The sequence below is a fragment of the Salipiger sp. genome (assembly GCF_048261495.1).
GTDB lineage: Bacteria > Pseudomonadota > Alphaproteobacteria > Rhodobacterales > Rhodobacteraceae > Salipiger.
Window position 1 is genome coordinate 45620 of the sequence record NZ_JBLXFX010000012.1, and the last position, 14630, is coordinate 60249.

Below are 14630 nucleotides of genomic sequence, written 5' to 3' on the forward strand. Positions count from 1 at the left end.
GATCAGAACTCTACGGCGTTGATCTGTTGCTCGGCAGCTTCCAGCTCCGCGCTCGCCTCGGCGGGTGCGCGGAAATAGGGCTCTTCGAAGTAGGTGGTGCGGATTTCCTCGGCGTATTCCGGGGTTTCGCTGACCACGGCTTCAAGCGCCTCTGCGAACTTGCTCACCACATCCTCGGGCGTGCCCTTGGGGAAGAGGTAGAAGTAGCTGTACTGGAAGGCCACGTCATAGCCCTGTTCGCGGATCGTGGGCACATCGGGAAGCGCTTCGGTGCGGGCTTCGGCCAGGCTGGCCAGACCGCGCAGCTCGCCGCTGTCGATATAGGGCTTCACCTGTCCCAGCGGGTTCTGCGACACGTCGACATTGCCGCCCAGAACCGCGGTCAGACGGTCGGCAGAGCCGCCCACGTCGACGAAGTTGAACGCGGCACCGGCGTTGTTCAGCAGCGCGCCGACGAGATAGGTGGTCGCCCCGGTGTTGGTGGTCAGGTCGATCGAGCCCGGATCGGCCTTGGTCGCTTCGATCAGCTCGCTCAGGTTCTGCCACGGCGCATCCGCCTTGGCGACGAGCACGCCGCCCGGCTCACGGCCCGAGATCCCGGCCAGTTCGAAATCGCGCCACGAAAAGTCGGCCAGCCCGGACGCGGTGTTCACCAGCATCGCGGTGTGGAACAGCAGAACCGTCTGCCCATCCGGCGCGGCGTCCTTGGCCTGACGCGCGCCGATCGACCCGCCCGCCCCGGTGACGTTGATCACGGGCATGGAGACGCCGAGGATCGGTTCGAGATACTTGGCCTGCACCCGGGCGTGAAAATCGGTGTCCCCGCCCGCGCCATAGGGCACGATGACCTGAATCGGACCGTCCGGCCATTGGTCCTGCGCCATGGCCGAGTCGGGGGCCGCAACGGCAATGGCTGCAGCGATACCGGCAATCATGCCGAGAAATTGTTCTTTCATGCGAATGTCCTCCCTTGTCCGCGCGACGGGTGTGCCACGCGGAACCCGTCGCCATTGGTAGTCGGCGTGAACGATACGGTCCAATGTTACAAACGGTTCGACTGATACCTTATTGATATTGATTGGCGCTCCCGTACCGGTGCCTGCCCGCTTTGGCCGAAAACCCTCGGCACAATGATCGACCCAATGTGCTAAAATCGATTTTTTATCCTTTAGTCGTTTTTGCAAGTTTACATCGTTTTGATTCCGGCCCATACAGGGGACAGGAAGGAAACCCGCCATGTCAGCCCTCGACCTGTCCCCGACCACAGCCGGAAAACCCACGCTTGCGGGTCGGATCGAAGCGCAACTGCGCCACGACATCCTGCATGGCGTTCTGGCGCCGGGGGCCAAGCTGAACCTCGACAAGCTGCGCAATTCGATGGGTGTGGGCCTTTCTCCGCTGCGCGAGGCGGTCACGCGGCTCGTGTCCGAGGGGCTGATCGACGTCGCGGCACAGCGCGGATACACCGTGACTCCGATTTCGGTCGCCAATCTCGAAGAGGTCTGCGCGCTGCGACTCGAGCTGGAGCCCTACGCCCTGCGGAAATCCATCGCAAACGGCGGCCTTGACTGGGAAACCGCCGTCATGGGCGCGCTCTACCGCCTGAACAAGACCGACCGCATTCCCGGCGATCCCCGCAGCCTTGCCGGTTGGGAGGCCGCGAACAACACCTTCCACCTGACCCTGATCGAACGCTGCGACATGCCCCTGCTGATCAAGATGTACAGTTCGCTGGTCAGCATGAACGACCGCTACAGGCATATCTACCTCAAGACGGTCGCGATGCAGCGCGACGTGATCGACGAGCACACCGCCATCGCAGAGGCGGCGGTCGAGCGGCGCGCCGACGATGCGGCGGCCTTGCTGACGCGGCATATCGAACGGTCGACCGACAACCTGCGCCGCCTGATCACGGCCGACCTCCCGACGGAAGCTCCGGCGGGGTCCGCGTGATGCGATCGCTCGGCCTCGGACACTTCACCTTTCTCGACCTGCCCCCGGTCGATCTGGTGCGTCTGGCGCGGGGGGCGGGCTTCGACTTCGTCGGCCTGCGGTTCAACCCCGTCGCGGCAGGCGGTCTGACATGGCTTCCCGACGACGCGGGCCTGCGCGAGCTGGCGCGGGTGATGGAGGGCGAAGGAGTCGGCCTCCACGACATCGAAACCATCGTGATCGACGCGGCGCTGGACCCTGACGCGCTGATCCCGGCGCTGGATGCCGCCGCCCGGCTGGGGGGCAAGCGCGTCAATGTGTGCGCCGATGTCTTCCCGGCCCTGGCCGAAACCTTTGCGCGGCTGCACGCGCTGGCACGGGATCGCGGTCTGGCGCTGGATCTGGAATGCATGGCATGGCGGGGGATCGACACGCCGCGCGCCTGCCTCGATCTGATCGACGCCGCCGGGGCCGAGGGCGCGGGCTATCTGGTCGATGCGCTGCATCACTTCCGCTGCGGCGGCACACCGGCCGACATCGCCGCGATGCCGCCGGGGCGCATCGTCTCGGCACAGCTTTGCGACGCGCCGACCAAAGCCCCGCCGGGCGCCGATGCGCGTCTGGCCGAAGCGCGCGGCGGGCGGCTTTTGCCCGGCGAGGGCGGTCTGGACCTTGCCGGGCTCGTCCGCGCCCTGCCCGGCGACACCGTCATTTCGGTCGAACTGCCCTCGACCACCGACACGCGCCCGCCCGCCGAACGCGCCCGCGCCATCCATGACGCAACCCGCTCCCTCTTCACAACGGACATCGCATGAAAACCATCCTGATCCTGAACGGCCCGAACCTGAACCTGCTGGGCAAGCGCCAGCCGCATATCTACGGCCACGAGACGCTCGAAGATGTCGAACGGCTTTGCGCCGCGGCCTGCGACGAGGGCTTCGAGGTCCGGCTCGAACAGTCCAACCACGAGGGCCGGATCATCGACTGGATCCACGAAGCGCGCGAAACCACATGCGGCGTCGTCATCAATCCCGGCGCGTTCACCCATACCTCGGTGGCGATCATGGATGCGCTGAACACCTACGAGCCCCCGGTGATCGAGGTGCACATCAGCCAGGTCCACAAGCGCGAGGCCTTCCGCCACCACTCCTACGTTTCGCTGCGCGCGGACGGCGTGATCGCCGGGTTCGGCCTTGACGGCTACGCCGCCGGGGTGCGCCGGATCTGCCGGCTCGCCTCGGCCTGACCCAACCCGGAGAGGAATTCGCATGACCATTCTCGCGAGCCAGCAAGACGTCACACCCGCCGTGCAGAAGGTCATGGCGCAGACCACCGATCCGCGCCTGCGCGAGATCATGACCAGCCTCGTCACCCATCTGCACGGCTTTGTCCGCGACGTGGGCCTGACCGAAGCCGAATTCCAGCAGGCCACGCGGATCCTCAACACCATGGGCCAGCAGAGCAACGACAGCCACAACGAGTTCGTGCTGATGGCGGGCTCGCTCGGGGTGTCGTCGCTGGTCTGCCTGCTCAACAACGGCGACGGCGGCACGACCGAAACCACGCAATCCCTGCTGGGGCCGTTCTGGCGGATGCACCACCCGATGACCGAGAACGGCGGCTCGATCCTGCGCTCCGACACGCCGGGGCCGCGGCTCTACGGCACCTTCACCTTTCTCGATCAGGCCGGCGATCCGATCGAGGGGCTCGAGGTCGACATCTGGCACGCTTCGCCCGTCGGCCTCTACGAGAACCAGGACGACAGCCAGGCCGAGTTCAACCTGCGGGGCAAGTTCCTGACCGGCACGGATGGCGTGGTGCGCTTCAGATCGGTGAAGCCGATCGGCTACCCGATCCCGACGACGACGACCGTCGGCACCCTGCTGAAGGCGCAGCACCGCCACCCCTACCGCCCGGCGCATGTGCACGTTCTGGCCCACAAGCAGGGGTTCAAGACCCTGATCAATCAGACCTACGTGGACGAGACGGACTACCTTACCTCCGACGTGCAGTTCGGCGTGACCGAGGCGCTGATCGGCAAACTGGAAAGGCAGACCGGCCCGCATCCCGAAGATGGCGAGGTGGGGGAGTGGTACACGCTCGAACACACGCTGACGCTGGAGCCGGGCGAGTCCCGGCTTCCCATTCCTCCGATCAAGTGAGCAGACCATGTTGACAGACCAGCAGCGCCAGGACGCAAGCGACGCGATCCTGCAAGCCGAACGGACCCGCAAGGTCTGCCCCCAGCCGTCGAAGACCTGGCCGGATATGACCCTCGAAGACGCCTATGATGTGCAGCGCCGCTGGGCCGAAGCCCGCATCGCGGGCGGAGCAAAGATCGTCGGCCGCAAGATCGGCCTGACCAGCCGCGCCATGCAGCAGGCGTCGAAGATGACCGAACCGGACTACGGCGTGATCCTCGACGATGCGCTGTTCCATGACGGCGCGCGGATCGGGGCCGGAACCTTCATCAAGCCCCGGCTCGAGGTCGAACTGGCCTTCGTCATGGGCGAGGATCTGTCGGGCGCCGGGTGCCAGGTGCATGACGTGCTGCGCGCGACCGAATTCGTCCAGCCCGCGCTCGAGATCATCGACTACCGCACCGAGGTGCCGCGCCAGATCGTCGACACCATCGCCGACAACGCGGCCTTCGGCGCCATCGTGCTGGGCGGCAGGACGATCCGGCCCTTCGACGTCGACCTGCGCCGGATCGGCGCCACCCTGTCGCAGAACGGCGTGATCGAGGAATCCGGCGTCTCGGCCGCCGTCATGGGGCATCCCGCCGCCGGGCTGGCATGGTTGGTGAACAAGCTCGCCCCGCTGGGCGACGGTCTGAAAAAGGGCGATATCGTGCTCGGCGGATCGTTCACCCGGCCGGTCGACATCGCCTCCGGCGACGTGATCTTTGCCGACTACGGGCCGCTCGGGTCGCTGGGTCTCCGCTTCGAATAGAGCGCCCCCCGCCCTGCCCGTCCCTTCGCACCCGGCCATCGAGGAACCGACCATGGACCTGCCTGCAAACGCCTTCAAAGCCGCCCTGCGCGCGGGACCGCCACAGATCGGGATCTGGAGTTCCCTGTCCGACCCGACCGTGGCCGAGATCCTGGCCGGTTGCGGCTATGACTGGATCATGTGCGACACCGAGCATTCGCCCATCGGCCCGGCGGAGGTCATCAGCTTTCTGCGCACGGTGGCGCCCTATCCGGTCAGCGCCGTGGTGCGCCCGGGCTGGAACAACCCGGTCGAGATCAAGAAGCTGCTGGATGCCGGGGCGCAGACCCTGCTGATCCCCTACGTCCAGTCCGCCGACGAGGCGCGCGCCGCCGTTGCCGCCGTCACCTACCCGCCCGAGGGCATCCGCGGCGTGTCGGGTCTCACCCGCGCGACCCGCTACGGTGTCGTCACCGGCTATGCGACAAGGGCAAACGAGGAAATCTGCCTGCTGGTCCAGGTCGAAACCCGCGCCGCGCTGGCGCAATTGCGGGACATCGCGCAGGTGCCGGGCGTGGACGGCGTGTTCTTCGGGCCGGCCGATCTGGCGGCCAGTTTCGGCCACCCCGGCCAGCCCTCGCACCCCGAGGTCAAGGCGGCGATCCTCGACGGCATCGCGGTGCTGTCCGATCTCGGCGTGCCCGCGGGGATCCTGTCGCTGGACCAGGACTTTCTGCGCGAGGCCAAGGCGGCAGGCGCCCGTTTCATTGCCGTGGACGTGGACAGCGGCCTGCTGCGCCGCGCTGCCGTCGCACGCCGCGCGGATTGGTCGTGACGGCGCGTCGCGGGCGGCATTCGGCCCCCCTGCGCGTGGCGCTGAACATGAACAATGCCGCGCTGGTGCAACGGTCCGGGGACGGGTATGGCGGGCCGGCGATCGCGCTGGCACAGCGCATCGGCGCCGCGACGGGCGCGCGCCTCACCTTCGTCGAACACCCCTCCGCGCGCTCGGTGGTGGAAGCCGCCGGTGACGGCTGGGACATCGCCTTTCTCGCCATCGACCCGTCGCGGGCCGACCGCATCGCCTTCAGCCGGCCCTGGCACGTCATCGACGCAACCCTGCTGGTGCGGGGCGATCAGCCGTCGGGAACCTGCGATGCGTTCCTGAACAGCCGTCACTCCATCCTGAGCGCGCAGGGCGCCGCCTACCACGCGCAGCTCGAAAGGCTGGTGGATCGCGAAAGGCTCCTTGTCGCCTCCTCCCCTTCCGAGGCCCGCGCGCGGTTCCAGCGGGGCGAAGGCGACGCCCTTGCCGGCATCCGCGAACCCCTTGCCCTGATCGACTGCCCGGGCAGCCGCATCCTGCCCGACCGCTTCGCCCGGATCGAACAGGCCGTGGCCCTGCCCAAAGGTGCCGCGGCGGACATGGCGCTGATGAACCGTGTCGTCGAGACCTTCCTGCGCGATCAGGCCGGTGCCGGACCGGGGCCGGAGTGACCGCTTATCGGGCCGCGACACCGCTGCCCGATCTCATGACGCCCGGACACACGGTCAGGGCTTCATCATGTACGGGTGCCGGTCGTCGCGCGGGCCAAGCTCCGCCGGCCTTTTCGCCGAGACGACGCATGCAGCCGCCATCGGGCGACGCTTCACCGAAGGGCTCCGCCCGGCTCAGTCGACGGTGAGGGGGCCGTGCATCCCGGCTTCGTAGTGACCGGGCAGAAGGCAGGCGAATTCGAAGCTGCCGGGAGCGCCGAAGGTCCAGAGGATCTCGGCCTCCTCACCGGGGCCCAGGCGGACGGAATTGGGATCGTCATGCGCCATTTCAGGGGATTTCACCATCATCTCCTTGTGCTCAGCATTGGCCGCGGCGGTATCCATGACGAACTCGTGGACCTCTTCCCCGGCGTTGACGATGTGCAGGCGCACCGTCTCGCCTGCGGCAAAGACGAGTTCCTTCTTGTCGAAGACGTAGACGGAATCCGCGTCGTAATCCTCGTTCATCACGATTTCGACCGTGCGCGTCGGCGCGACGACAGCGGTGGCGCCGATTGCCATGGCCCGGCCATTGGTCCGGCCATGATCGGTGCCGTGACCGCCGGTGTGCTGCCCGGCAGCCGATGCGATCGCGGGCGCGAGCAGCGCCGCGAGGGTGAGCAATGCGGTTTTCATGAGCTTGGGTCCTCCTTTGCTCGCAATGGTCGGCCCTGCCGCACGCCGCCGCGCATGGTGAGCCGCAGTTTCGGAAGTGATGTTCAGGCGCGGGGAGGACGGCGCAGCCCCTCGGGGCTGGCAAGGGGGACAAGCACGGCGGCAAGCGGCTCCATGGTCAGGCGGGTCCCGACAAAGCCTGCCGATGGCGCGGGCCCGCCTGCCGGAAGCGCCAGGACGCAGGCATGGCCCGCACAGTGCCCGGGCCGATGATCCGGCGAAACCGTCTCGGCATGGTGCTGGTCGGTCATTCGGGAACGATCATCCGGATGCGCCTGCGGATGAGCGGAGGCCGCCTGCCCCCCTGCATCGCACGAGAGCATGGCGGCCGCATTTGCCGGGCCGAGGACCATCCCGACCGTGACGAGCATCACGGCGCAGAAGGTCACGATGGCTCGAATCCTTTCCGGCATGTCCCGGAGTTACGCACCCCGGCCTGCCCGCGGCAAGAGCCTTGCTCGGCCGGGTCGGAACACGTTTCCGTCAGGCAGATCCCTGCCAAAGCGAAGGCCTTCCGAGACGGAGGCGCCTCAGCCGCTGCAGCTCCAGAAGCCGCGATAGATCGCCTCGGGTCCGGGGTCGAGGCGGAAGGTCAGCCGGCTGTCGGACCGCAGCGCGTCGACCGGCTCGACCGCCATGGAAAGCCCTTCGGTGCCGTAGGACTGTCCGGCCTCCCCTGCCCTCAGCCGCAGGATGATGCCGTTGAGCTTGGTGACGGCGGCGCTGCCGTCTGCGGCGGCGATCAGAACCGGGTCCTCGGTGCGGGTGCGGCGAAAGGCGCAGGTTTCGCCCCGGGGCAGCACCCCGGCGGCCTCCTCGGCGGTCAGCGGCGCGGGGTCGAGCGTCGACAGAAGCGTGTTGTCCAAGGCATCCTGCAGCGTTCCCGGTCGCGCGGGCGGATCCTCGTAGACCTTCGTCACCACGTTCCCGGCGGAGACATCCGCGATCAGCGCGCGCATCTCGGCAATTTCCTTCTTTTGCGCGGCGATGATGCCATCGGCGAGCTTTCGGACGCGGGCGTCCTCGATCCCGGCCCGTTCCGAGGTCATGATGGCGATGGAATGGTGCGGGATCATCGCGCGCATGTAGCTGGCGCCTGTCACGGTGACCTGGCTGCGCACCAGCCAGAGCGCCCCGGCAAGGACCGCGATGCTGCCCGCGAAGATGGCGAGGTTGATCGCGCGGCTCGGATACATCGCCGCCATGAAGGCCAGCATCACGAAGGCCATGCTCGCCCCCATGACGATCGCCATGTAGAGGCGCGTCTCGCTGAAGAAGACGTGTTCCAAGGCATAGGTGTTGAGATACATCAGCCCGAACATGATCGCCGTCGAGGCGAGGATCATGAGGGCGAAACGGGAATAGGTCATCGTCCCCTCCTTGCTGGTCGCGTCATGACTCAACGGCCTTCCAGCGCTGGAGGGTTCCCCGGAAAGTGACGGCAGGGATCAGTCCGGCGGGGCGGAGATCTCGGCCTGATGTTCGCGAAGCTCCTCGGGCCAGGTCGACTTGATATAGGCCAGCACGGCCTCGATCTGCGCATCGCCGAGCCGGTCGGCGAAACCCGGCATGTTGCTTTCGTATCCGTTGCCGACCACGGCGGCCGTGCCGAGCCTGGTGATGCGCAAGAGCATGTCGTCGGGGTGGTGCCAGGTGTGGCCGCTGGCGTCATGGGGCGGCGCGGGCAGCCTCCCGTCGGGACCGGGACGGCGCCAGTCGGGCTGGCCCTCGAGATCGGCGCCGTGACAGGCGGCGCAGGTCTCGGCATAGAGCGCCCTGCCTTCAAAAATCTGCGCGGAGTCCGCCGGGGCGGTTCCGGTCCCCGCGACGATCAGCCAGCCCGCAAGCCCGACCAACGGCAGCACGGCAAGCGCGGCCCGGCTCACAGCTTCACCCCGCGCAGCCGCAGCGCGTTGCCGATCACCGACACCGACGAGAGGCTCATCGCCGCCGCCGCGACGATCGGCGAAAGCAGGATGCCGAAGAACGGATAGAGGATGCCCGCGGCCAGCGGCACGCCCGCCGCGTTGTAGACGAAGGCGAAGAAGAGGTTCTGGCGGATGTTGCGCATGGTCGCCCCGGCAAGCTGGCGCGCCCGGACGATGCCGCCGAGATCGCCCTTCACCAGCGTGATGCCCGCGCTCTCCATCGCCACGTCGGCGCCGGTGCCCATGGCGATGCCCACGTCGGCGGCGGCCAGCGCCGGGGCGTCGTTCACCCCGTCTCCGGCCATCGCGACCGAATACCCCTCTCTCCGCAGCGTCTCGATCAGCGCGTGCTTGTCCTCGGGGCCGACCTCGGCATGCACCTCGTCGATGTTCAGCGCACGCGCCACCGCCTCGGCGGTGGCCGTCGCATCGCCGGTGGCCATGACGATGCGCAGCCCGGCCTCGTGCAGGGCACGGATCGCCGCGGGGGTGGTGTCCTTCACCCGGTCGGCGACCGCGACCAGCCCGGCGGGCCGCCCGTCCACGGCGACGAACATCGCGGTCCTGCCGTCGCGCTGCAGGTCTCCGGCCCGGTCCATCAGCGCGCCGGGGTCCACGCCTTCGTCCGCCATCAGGGCGGCGTTCCCAAGCGCGACGCGCCGGCCGTCGACGGTACCGGTCACGCCCTTGCCGGTGACCGCTTCGAAGTCCGACGCCGCGCGCTCCGCCGCGCCGGCCTCGCGTGCGCCGGTGGTGATCGCCTCGGCCAGCGGATGCTCGGAGCCGCGCTCCAGCGCGGCGGCGAAGGCAAGCAGCGCGTCCCTCCCGAAGCCTTCCGCAGGCTCTGCATCGGTCAGCGTCGGCCGGCCCTCGGTCAGCGTGCCGGTCTTGTCGACGACCAGCACATCGACCTTCGAGAACCGCTCCAGCGCCTCGGCGTCGCGGATCAGCACCCCGGCCTGTGCACCCCGCCCCGTCGCCACCATGATCGACATCGGCGTGGCGAGCCCGAGCGCGCAGGGACACGCGATGATCAGCACCGAGACCGCCGCGACGAAGGCATGGGAGAGCACCGGGGTCGGCCCGAAGACCGCCCAGGCAAGAAAGGCCAGCGCCGCCGTGCCCACGACCGCGGGAACGAACCAGGCCGCAACCCGGTCGGCCATGGCCTGGATCGGCGCGCGCGACCGCTGCGCCCTGGAGACCATCGCAACGATGCGCGAAAGCGTGGTTTCGGCACCGACGTTCCCGGCCCGCATCAGGAAGCTGCCGGTCCCGTTGAGCGTGCCGCCCGTCACCGGCGCACCCTTCGTCTTTTCGACCGGGACCGGTTCGCCGGTGATCATGCTCTCGTCCACCGACGAGTGCCCTTCGGTCACCTCGCCGTCGACCGGCACGCTCTCGCCGGGGCGGACGCGCAGGATGTCGCCCGAAGCGACAGCATCGAGCGGCACATCCGTCTCGCCCCCGTCCGTCACCCGCCGCGCCGTCCCGGGCGCAAGGTCCAGCAGCGCGCGGATCGCGTCGCCCGTACGCTCGCGGGCGGCCAGTTCCATGACCTGCCCGAGCAGCACCAGAACGAGGATCACCGCCGCCGCCTCGAAATAGACCGGCGTCATGCCCATGTCGTCGCGCATTGCCTCGGGGAACAGCCCCGGCGCCAACAGCGAGACGACGGAAAAGACATAGGCGGCCCCGGTGCCGAGCGCGATCAGCGTCCACATGTTAGGCGAGCGGTTGACGATCGAGGCCCGGCCCCGCTTGAAGAACGGGAGGCAGAGCAGCAGCACCGGCGTCGCCAGCGCGAACTGCAGCCAGCCGAAGAGCGTGTGACCGATCCGGTCGGCGACGGGGATGCCGACATGCGCCCCCATCTCCAGCACGAAGACCAGCGCCGCCAGCGGTGCCGTGATCCTGAGCCGGCGCGTGAAGTCGAGATACTCGGGGTTGGGTCCGCTGTCCGCCGAAGGGGTCATCGGCTCCAGCGCCATGCCGCACTTGGGGCAGTCGCCGGGCGCGTCGCGGATGATCTCGGGGTGCATCGGGCAGGTGTAGGTCGTGCCTTCGGGCATCGGCGCGGGCGCGGGGCGGTCACCGGCATAGGCTTCGGGTTCGGCCTCGAATTTCGTTCGGCAGCGCCCGGAACAGAAATAGACCTTCCCGCCGTCGTGCCGGATCATATGGGCGGCGGTGGCGCGGTCGACCGCCATGCCGCAGACCGGGTCTGTGGCGCTGAGCCAGGCGCCAGGATCGGCGCGGAACCTGTCGCGGCACCCCTCCGAGCAGAAGTGGTAGCGATGGCCGTCGTGATCCAGGAACGGCTTGCCCGCCCCGGGGTCGACGGTCATGCCGCAGACCGGATCGCGGGTGATGTCGCGGGCCGCACCTCGGGATGCGGCCGCCTGTGTATCGTGAGCATGGGTCATGGGAACCTCCCTGCGCGGGTGTCGGTGTCCCATGATGATTTGGGGTTCCAGCAGGGGGAAGGTCAAGACATTCTCATGACCCGCCGATCCCGGCCGCAGATCGCCCTACTCGCGATAATCCGTGTGGCAGGCCTTGCAGGCCCCGCCGAGGTCGCGCAGCGCGGGGCCGAGATCGCCGGGCCGCGTGACCCTCAGCGCGGCGGACCGCTGCGCAAGGGCATCGGCCTTGGCGGTGAAGTCTTCCCAGTTCCGCCAGATCGCGGGACGGGCTTCGGATTTCTCGACCACCACCTCGGCCTCGAACTGCCCGGCGATCTGCGCGGCGCCTTCGGCAATCCGGTCCAGCGCCGCCTGCGCCGCATCGGCATCGAAGGCCTGCTGGCCCTTGGCCATGGCGCCAAGCGTCTTCAGCTCCTGGCCCAGTTCCTTCATCCCCTCCATCCGGGCGAGCACGGTCTCGTTCTCGACACCTTCATGCGCGAGGACGGCCCCGGCGGCCGTCACGGCCACCAGTGCGGCAAATAGTCGGGTCTTCATGCAATCTCCTGCGCGGGCCGGCGGGGCTGCGTGCCGCCGCCTTTTTCATCGAACCGCTGCGGGGCGAACCTGTTCCGCAGCGGGCCTGCACAGACTAACGGCAGGATACCCCGGGAATCCACGCATCGCGGATGATTTTCCGGAGTTTCCGGCCGGGTGTTGCCCCGGTCGGGGGCTTCGGCTGTCGCGCGGCCTTGTTTCGCGCAAAGGGAGGCGCATGCCATGGGCAGGCGCGCGGGCAAAGGGAGCCGGTATCAAATCCGTCCATCAGGGTGCAAAGCCTATTGCCTCTGCCTTCCGTCCCGGTGTCTCGTCGCGGCAGCGCAGCAAGACGGACAGACCCATGTCAGCACCCGACGTTCAGGACAGGAAGCTTCTGTCCCGCCTTCCCGCCGGCATCTGGGCGCTCGGCTTCGTGTCGCTGCTGATGGATGTCTCATCCGAGATGATCCACGCGCTGCTGCCGGTCTACCTGACGGTCGGGCTCGGCGCCTCGGCCCTGGCGCTCGGCGTCATCGAGGGGATCGCCGAGGCCACCGCCGCGATCACCAAGGTCTTTTCCGGCGCGCTTTCGGACCGGATCGGACGGCGCAAGGAACTGGCCGCGTTCGGCTACGGGCTGGCCGCGGTGACCAAGCCGGTGTTCCCGCTTGCCGCCTCGCTCGGCTGGGTGGTCGCGGCGCGGTTCATCGACAGGATCGGCAAGGGCATCCGCGGGGCGCCGCGCGATGCGCTGGTTGCCGACCTCGCGCCCCCGGGGATGCGCGGCGCGGCCTTCGGGCTGCGCCAGTCGCTCGACACGGTCGGCGCCTTCCTCGGCCCGCTCGCGGCGATCGGGCTGATGTGGCTGTTCGCGAACGACTTCCGCAGCGTGTTCTGGGTGGCCGTCATCCCCGCCGTCCTGTCGGTCGCGCTGCTGCTATGGGTGGTGCGCGAACCCGCGCGTCCCGCCGCACGGCGCAAGGTCCGCAACCCGCTGTCGCGCGCCGAGCTGACATCGCTCGGTCCGGTCTACTGGTGGGTCGTCGCGGTCGCGACGCTGTTCACCCTGGCACGCTTCAGCGAGGCCTTCCTCATCCTGCGGGCACAGGGCGCGGGCATCCCGCTGATGCTGGTGCCGCTGGTGCTGGTCGGGATGAACCTCGCCTATGCGCTGTCGGCCTGGCCCGTCGGGGTGTTGTCCGACCGCATCGGCCGGACGGGGCTTCTGCTCAGCGGCCTCGGACTGCTGATCGTGGCCGACCTGGTCCTCGCGCTCGCGCCGGGGCTCGCCGGGATCGCGGTCGGCGTGTTGATCTGGGGGCTGCACATGGGCTTCACGCAGGGGCTTCTGGCGGCGCTCGTCGCCGAATCCGTGCCGGAAGAACTTCGGGGCACCGCCTTCGGCATGTTCAACCTCGTCACCGGGGTGGCGCTGCTGATCGCGAGTCTGCTGGCAGGCGCCCTCTGGGAGGTGTACGGGCCCGGCGCCACCTTCCTTGCGGGGGCGGGCTTTGCCGCCGTTTCGGCCTTCGGCCTGTTGCCCCTGCGGCGCCGGCTCGCCCGGGCGCCCGAGGCCGGTTGAGGCGGCGACCACTCGGGCTCATGAAAGGTATATGCGAACCGCCTGTCCCGTCAGCGGCGGGTGTTGCAGGGCGCCTGCCCCGCATCCAGCGTGGCCCCGCTTGCCGCATCCAGAAACGACCAGCCGAACGCATCCTCCCCGAGGTCGAGGCGCAGCACACCCGGATGCGCGAAGATGGCTCTGGCGGTGGTCCGGGCCACAGGCAGCGCGCCCGAGGTTTCCCCTCCGGTGCCGACGGTAAGGGCGACCGTCCCGTGCTGAATGTCCGGCTCGCCATCCGCGCCGAGCGGCAGGGTGCGTTCGTAGAAATGGTTGTGCCCGTTGAGCACCACGCTCGCCCCGGCATGTTCGAGCTGGCGGAACAGGGCGACGGCGTTTTCGCGCCCGTCCCGCGCCTGCAGCGAATGCGCCGGCCGGTGATAGAACGCGAGGACGCAGGCCTCCGGGGACGCAGCCAGCGTCCCGGCGAGCCATTCGGCCTGAGGAGAGCCCGGCCCGGCCTCCGTTTCGCTGTTCAGGGAAAGGATGAGCCAGTTGGCGTGATGCACGGCATAGAAGCCGCGATCGTCGGGGCCCGCGCGCGTCCCCCAGTATTGGTAGTATCCGAAGGCCTCCGGAGAGTTGTATTCATGATTGCCCGGTGTGGGCAGGGTTCTGCCGCGATTGCCCTTCCAGATCGGATCGAAGCAGTCGGAGAACTCCACCGGCTTGCCCGAACTGTAGACGAGATCGCCAAGCGCCAGGATCGGCGCATCCGGCCATCGCGCGGTGAGCCGCACCGTCGGCACGGCCGGGGCGGTCGCGGGCTCGAAGGCGGAGGCGATGCCGAGCAGGTCGGCGCTGACCGGAAAGGCGGCGGCAAGGCCGGGCGCTTCGTCGCAGTTGGCGATGTCGCCCACCGCCAGCAGCGTCAGCGCATCGCCCGGCCCCGCCGGGGCACGATTGATCACCTCCTGCGGTGTTGCCGCGCCCTCCGTCGCGGAGGCGGTGCCCGTGACCCCGAGCTCGTAGGCGGCATAGGCCGGCCACTGTGATTCGATCGCGGCGATGAAGAGCAGCGGCACGAGGACCGCCGCGAGGATTGCCGAAAGTCTCATGTGC

16 protein-coding genes are annotated in these 14630 nt (G+C 68.6%); 8 read left to right on the top strand and 8 right to left on the bottom strand.

The window, feature by feature from the left end; genetic code table 11:
- Window positions 1-2: 2 nt before the first annotated feature.
- On the bottom strand, window positions 3-956 hold the full coding sequence (locus ACN0RJ_RS19385; RefSeq protein ID WP_417722016.1) for a tripartite tricarboxylate transporter substrate binding protein: 954 nt from the start codon (window positions 954-956) through the stop codon (window positions 3-5).
- Between the two features lie 280 nt (window positions 957-1236).
- On the opposite strand from ACN0RJ_RS19385, the gene ACN0RJ_RS19390 reads away from it, so the two are divergent.
- Genes ACN0RJ_RS19390 through ACN0RJ_RS19420 form a run of 7 tightly spaced genes read left to right on the top strand, consistent with a single transcriptional unit; the run spans window position 1237 to window position 6360 of the window.
- Window positions 1237-1953 carry a GntR family transcriptional regulator gene (locus ACN0RJ_RS19390; protein ID WP_417725340.1) on the top strand — a complete coding sequence of 239 codons (717 nt, stop codon included), beginning with the start codon at window positions 1237-1239 and terminating at the stop codon, window positions 1951-1953.
- Entirely contained in the window at window positions 1953-2747 is a 795-nt protein-coding gene (locus tag ACN0RJ_RS19395; RefSeq protein ID WP_417725341.1) for a sugar phosphate isomerase/epimerase family protein, read from the top strand. The genes ACN0RJ_RS19390 and ACN0RJ_RS19395 overlap by 1 nt, the downstream gene beginning before the upstream one ends.
- Window positions 2744-3178 (top strand): type II 3-dehydroquinate dehydratase, encoded by a 435-nt coding sequence (gene aroQ / locus ACN0RJ_RS19400; protein ID WP_417725342.1) that lies wholly within the window; start codon window positions 2744-2746, stop codon window positions 3176-3178. Before ACN0RJ_RS19395 ends, aroQ begins: the two co-directional genes overlap by 4 nt.
- A 22-nt stretch (window positions 3179-3200) precedes the next feature.
- Window positions 3201-4094 (top strand): dioxygenase, encoded by an 894-nt coding sequence (locus ACN0RJ_RS19405; RefSeq protein ID WP_417725343.1) that lies wholly within the window; start codon window positions 3201-3203, stop codon window positions 4092-4094.
- Between the two features lie 7 nt (window positions 4095-4101).
- Window positions 4102-4884 (top strand): 2-oxo-hept-4-ene-1,7-dioate hydratase, encoded by a 783-nt coding sequence (gene hpaH, locus ACN0RJ_RS19410; RefSeq protein ID WP_417725344.1) that lies wholly within the window; start codon window positions 4102-4104, stop codon window positions 4882-4884.
- A gap of 52 nt (window positions 4885-4936) precedes the next feature.
- Window positions 4937-5698, top strand: coding sequence for an HpcH/HpaI aldolase family protein (locus ACN0RJ_RS19415; RefSeq protein ID WP_417725345.1), 762 nt, complete (start codon window positions 4937-4939; stop codon window positions 5696-5698).
- Complete coding sequence (locus ACN0RJ_RS19420) at window positions 5695-6360, top strand: transporter substrate-binding domain-containing protein (RefSeq protein WP_417725346.1); 666 nt, start codon at window positions 5695-5697, stop codon at window positions 6358-6360. The genes ACN0RJ_RS19415 and ACN0RJ_RS19420 overlap by 4 nt, the downstream gene beginning before the upstream one ends.
- A 174-nt stretch (window positions 6361-6534) precedes the next feature.
- On the opposite strand, the gene ACN0RJ_RS19425 is transcribed toward ACN0RJ_RS19420, so the two are convergent.
- The 6 genes from ACN0RJ_RS19425 to ACN0RJ_RS19450 all read right to left on the bottom strand — a co-directional run bounded on the left by ACN0RJ_RS19425 (window position 6535) and on the right by ACN0RJ_RS19450 (window position 11965).
- Entirely contained in the window at window positions 6535-7035 is a 501-nt protein-coding gene (locus ACN0RJ_RS19425) for a cupredoxin domain-containing protein (RefSeq protein WP_417725347.1), read from the bottom strand.
- An 83-nt stretch (window positions 7036-7118) separates the two neighbouring features.
- Complete coding sequence (locus tag ACN0RJ_RS19430; protein ID WP_417725348.1) at window positions 7119-7487, bottom strand: hypothetical protein; 369 nt, start codon at window positions 7485-7487, stop codon at window positions 7119-7121.
- Window positions 7488-7604: 117 nt separating this feature from the next.
- The gene (locus ACN0RJ_RS19435) at window positions 7605-8444 is read right to left on the bottom strand and encodes a DUF305 domain-containing protein (protein WP_417725349.1); all 840 of its coding nucleotides are present in this window, start codon (window positions 8442-8444) and stop codon (window positions 7605-7607) included.
- Window positions 8445-8522: 78 nt separating this feature from the next.
- Complete coding sequence (locus ACN0RJ_RS19440) at window positions 8523-8960, bottom strand: c-type cytochrome (protein WP_417725350.1); 438 nt, start codon at window positions 8958-8960, stop codon at window positions 8523-8525.
- The gene (locus ACN0RJ_RS19445) at window positions 8957-11428 is read right to left on the bottom strand and encodes a heavy metal translocating P-type ATPase (protein WP_417725351.1); all 2472 of its coding nucleotides are present in this window, start codon (window positions 11426-11428) and stop codon (window positions 8957-8959) included. Before ACN0RJ_RS19445 ends, ACN0RJ_RS19440 begins: the two co-directional genes overlap by 4 nt.
- A gap of 105 nt (window positions 11429-11533) precedes the next feature.
- A complete protein-coding gene (locus ACN0RJ_RS19450; RefSeq protein WP_417725352.1) occupies window positions 11534-11965 on the bottom strand; it encodes a c-type cytochrome in 432 nt (143 codons plus the stop codon).
- Window positions 11966-12308: 343 nt separating this feature from the next.
- Between ACN0RJ_RS19450 and ACN0RJ_RS19455 the strand changes: the two genes are divergently transcribed.
- On the top strand, window positions 12309-13529 hold the full coding sequence (locus ACN0RJ_RS19455) for an MFS transporter (protein WP_417725353.1): 1221 nt from the start codon (window positions 12309-12311) through the stop codon (window positions 13527-13529).
- Window positions 13530-13579: 50 nt separating this feature from the next.
- On the opposite strand, the gene ACN0RJ_RS19460 is transcribed toward ACN0RJ_RS19455, so the two are convergent.
- On the bottom strand, window positions 13580-14626 hold the full coding sequence (locus ACN0RJ_RS19460) for a metallophosphoesterase family protein (protein ID WP_417725354.1): 1047 nt from the start codon (window positions 14624-14626) through the stop codon (window positions 13580-13582).
- Window positions 14627-14630 lie beyond the last annotated feature (4 nt).

Excerpts from the sequence above, each read along its gene's own strand:
- ACN0RJ_RS19415 (WP_417725345.1), top strand. The coding sequence starts at position 4,937 with ATGGACCTGCCTGCAAACGCCTTCAAAGCCGCCCTGCGCGCGGGACCG.
- hpaH (WP_417725344.1), top strand. The coding sequence starts at position 4,102 with ATGTTGACAGACCAGCAGCGCCAGGACGCAAGCGACGCGATCCTGCAA.
- ACN0RJ_RS19390 (WP_417725340.1), top strand. The coding sequence starts at position 1,237 with ATGTCAGCCCTCGACCTGTCCCCGACCACAGCCGGAAAACCCACGCTT.
- ACN0RJ_RS19445 (WP_417725351.1), bottom strand. The coding sequence starts at position 11,428 with ATGACCCATGCTCACGATACACAGGCGGCCGCATCCCGAGGTGCGGCC.
- ACN0RJ_RS19385 (WP_417722016.1), bottom strand. The coding sequence starts at position 956 with ATGAAAGAACAATTTCTCGGCATGATTGCCGGTATCGCTGCAGCCATT.
- ACN0RJ_RS19395 (WP_417725341.1), top strand. The coding sequence starts at position 1,953 with ATGCGATCGCTCGGCCTCGGACACTTCACCTTTCTCGACCTGCCCCCG.
- aroQ (WP_417725342.1), top strand. The coding sequence starts at position 2,744 with ATGAAAACCATCCTGATCCTGAACGGCCCGAACCTGAACCTGCTGGGC.
- ACN0RJ_RS19425 (WP_417725347.1), bottom strand. The coding sequence starts at position 7,035 with ATGAAAACCGCATTGCTCACCCTCGCGGCGCTGCTCGCGCCCGCGATC.
- ACN0RJ_RS19450 (WP_417725352.1), bottom strand. The coding sequence starts at position 11,965 with ATGAAGACCCGACTATTTGCCGCACTGGTGGCCGTGACGGCCGCCGGG.
- ACN0RJ_RS19455 (WP_417725353.1), top strand. The coding sequence starts at position 12,309 with ATGTCAGCACCCGACGTTCAGGACAGGAAGCTTCTGTCCCGCCTTCCC.
- ACN0RJ_RS19460 (WP_417725354.1), bottom strand. The coding sequence starts at position 14,626 with ATGAGACTTTCGGCAATCCTCGCGGCGGTCCTCGTGCCGCTGCTCTTC.
- ACN0RJ_RS19405 (WP_417725343.1), top strand. The coding sequence starts at position 3,201 with ATGACCATTCTCGCGAGCCAGCAAGACGTCACACCCGCCGTGCAGAAG.
- ACN0RJ_RS19430 (WP_417725348.1), bottom strand. The coding sequence starts at position 7,487 with ATGCCGGAAAGGATTCGAGCCATCGTGACCTTCTGCGCCGTGATGCTC.
- ACN0RJ_RS19435 (WP_417725349.1), bottom strand. The coding sequence starts at position 8,444 with ATGACCTATTCCCGTTTCGCCCTCATGATCCTCGCCTCGACGGCGATC.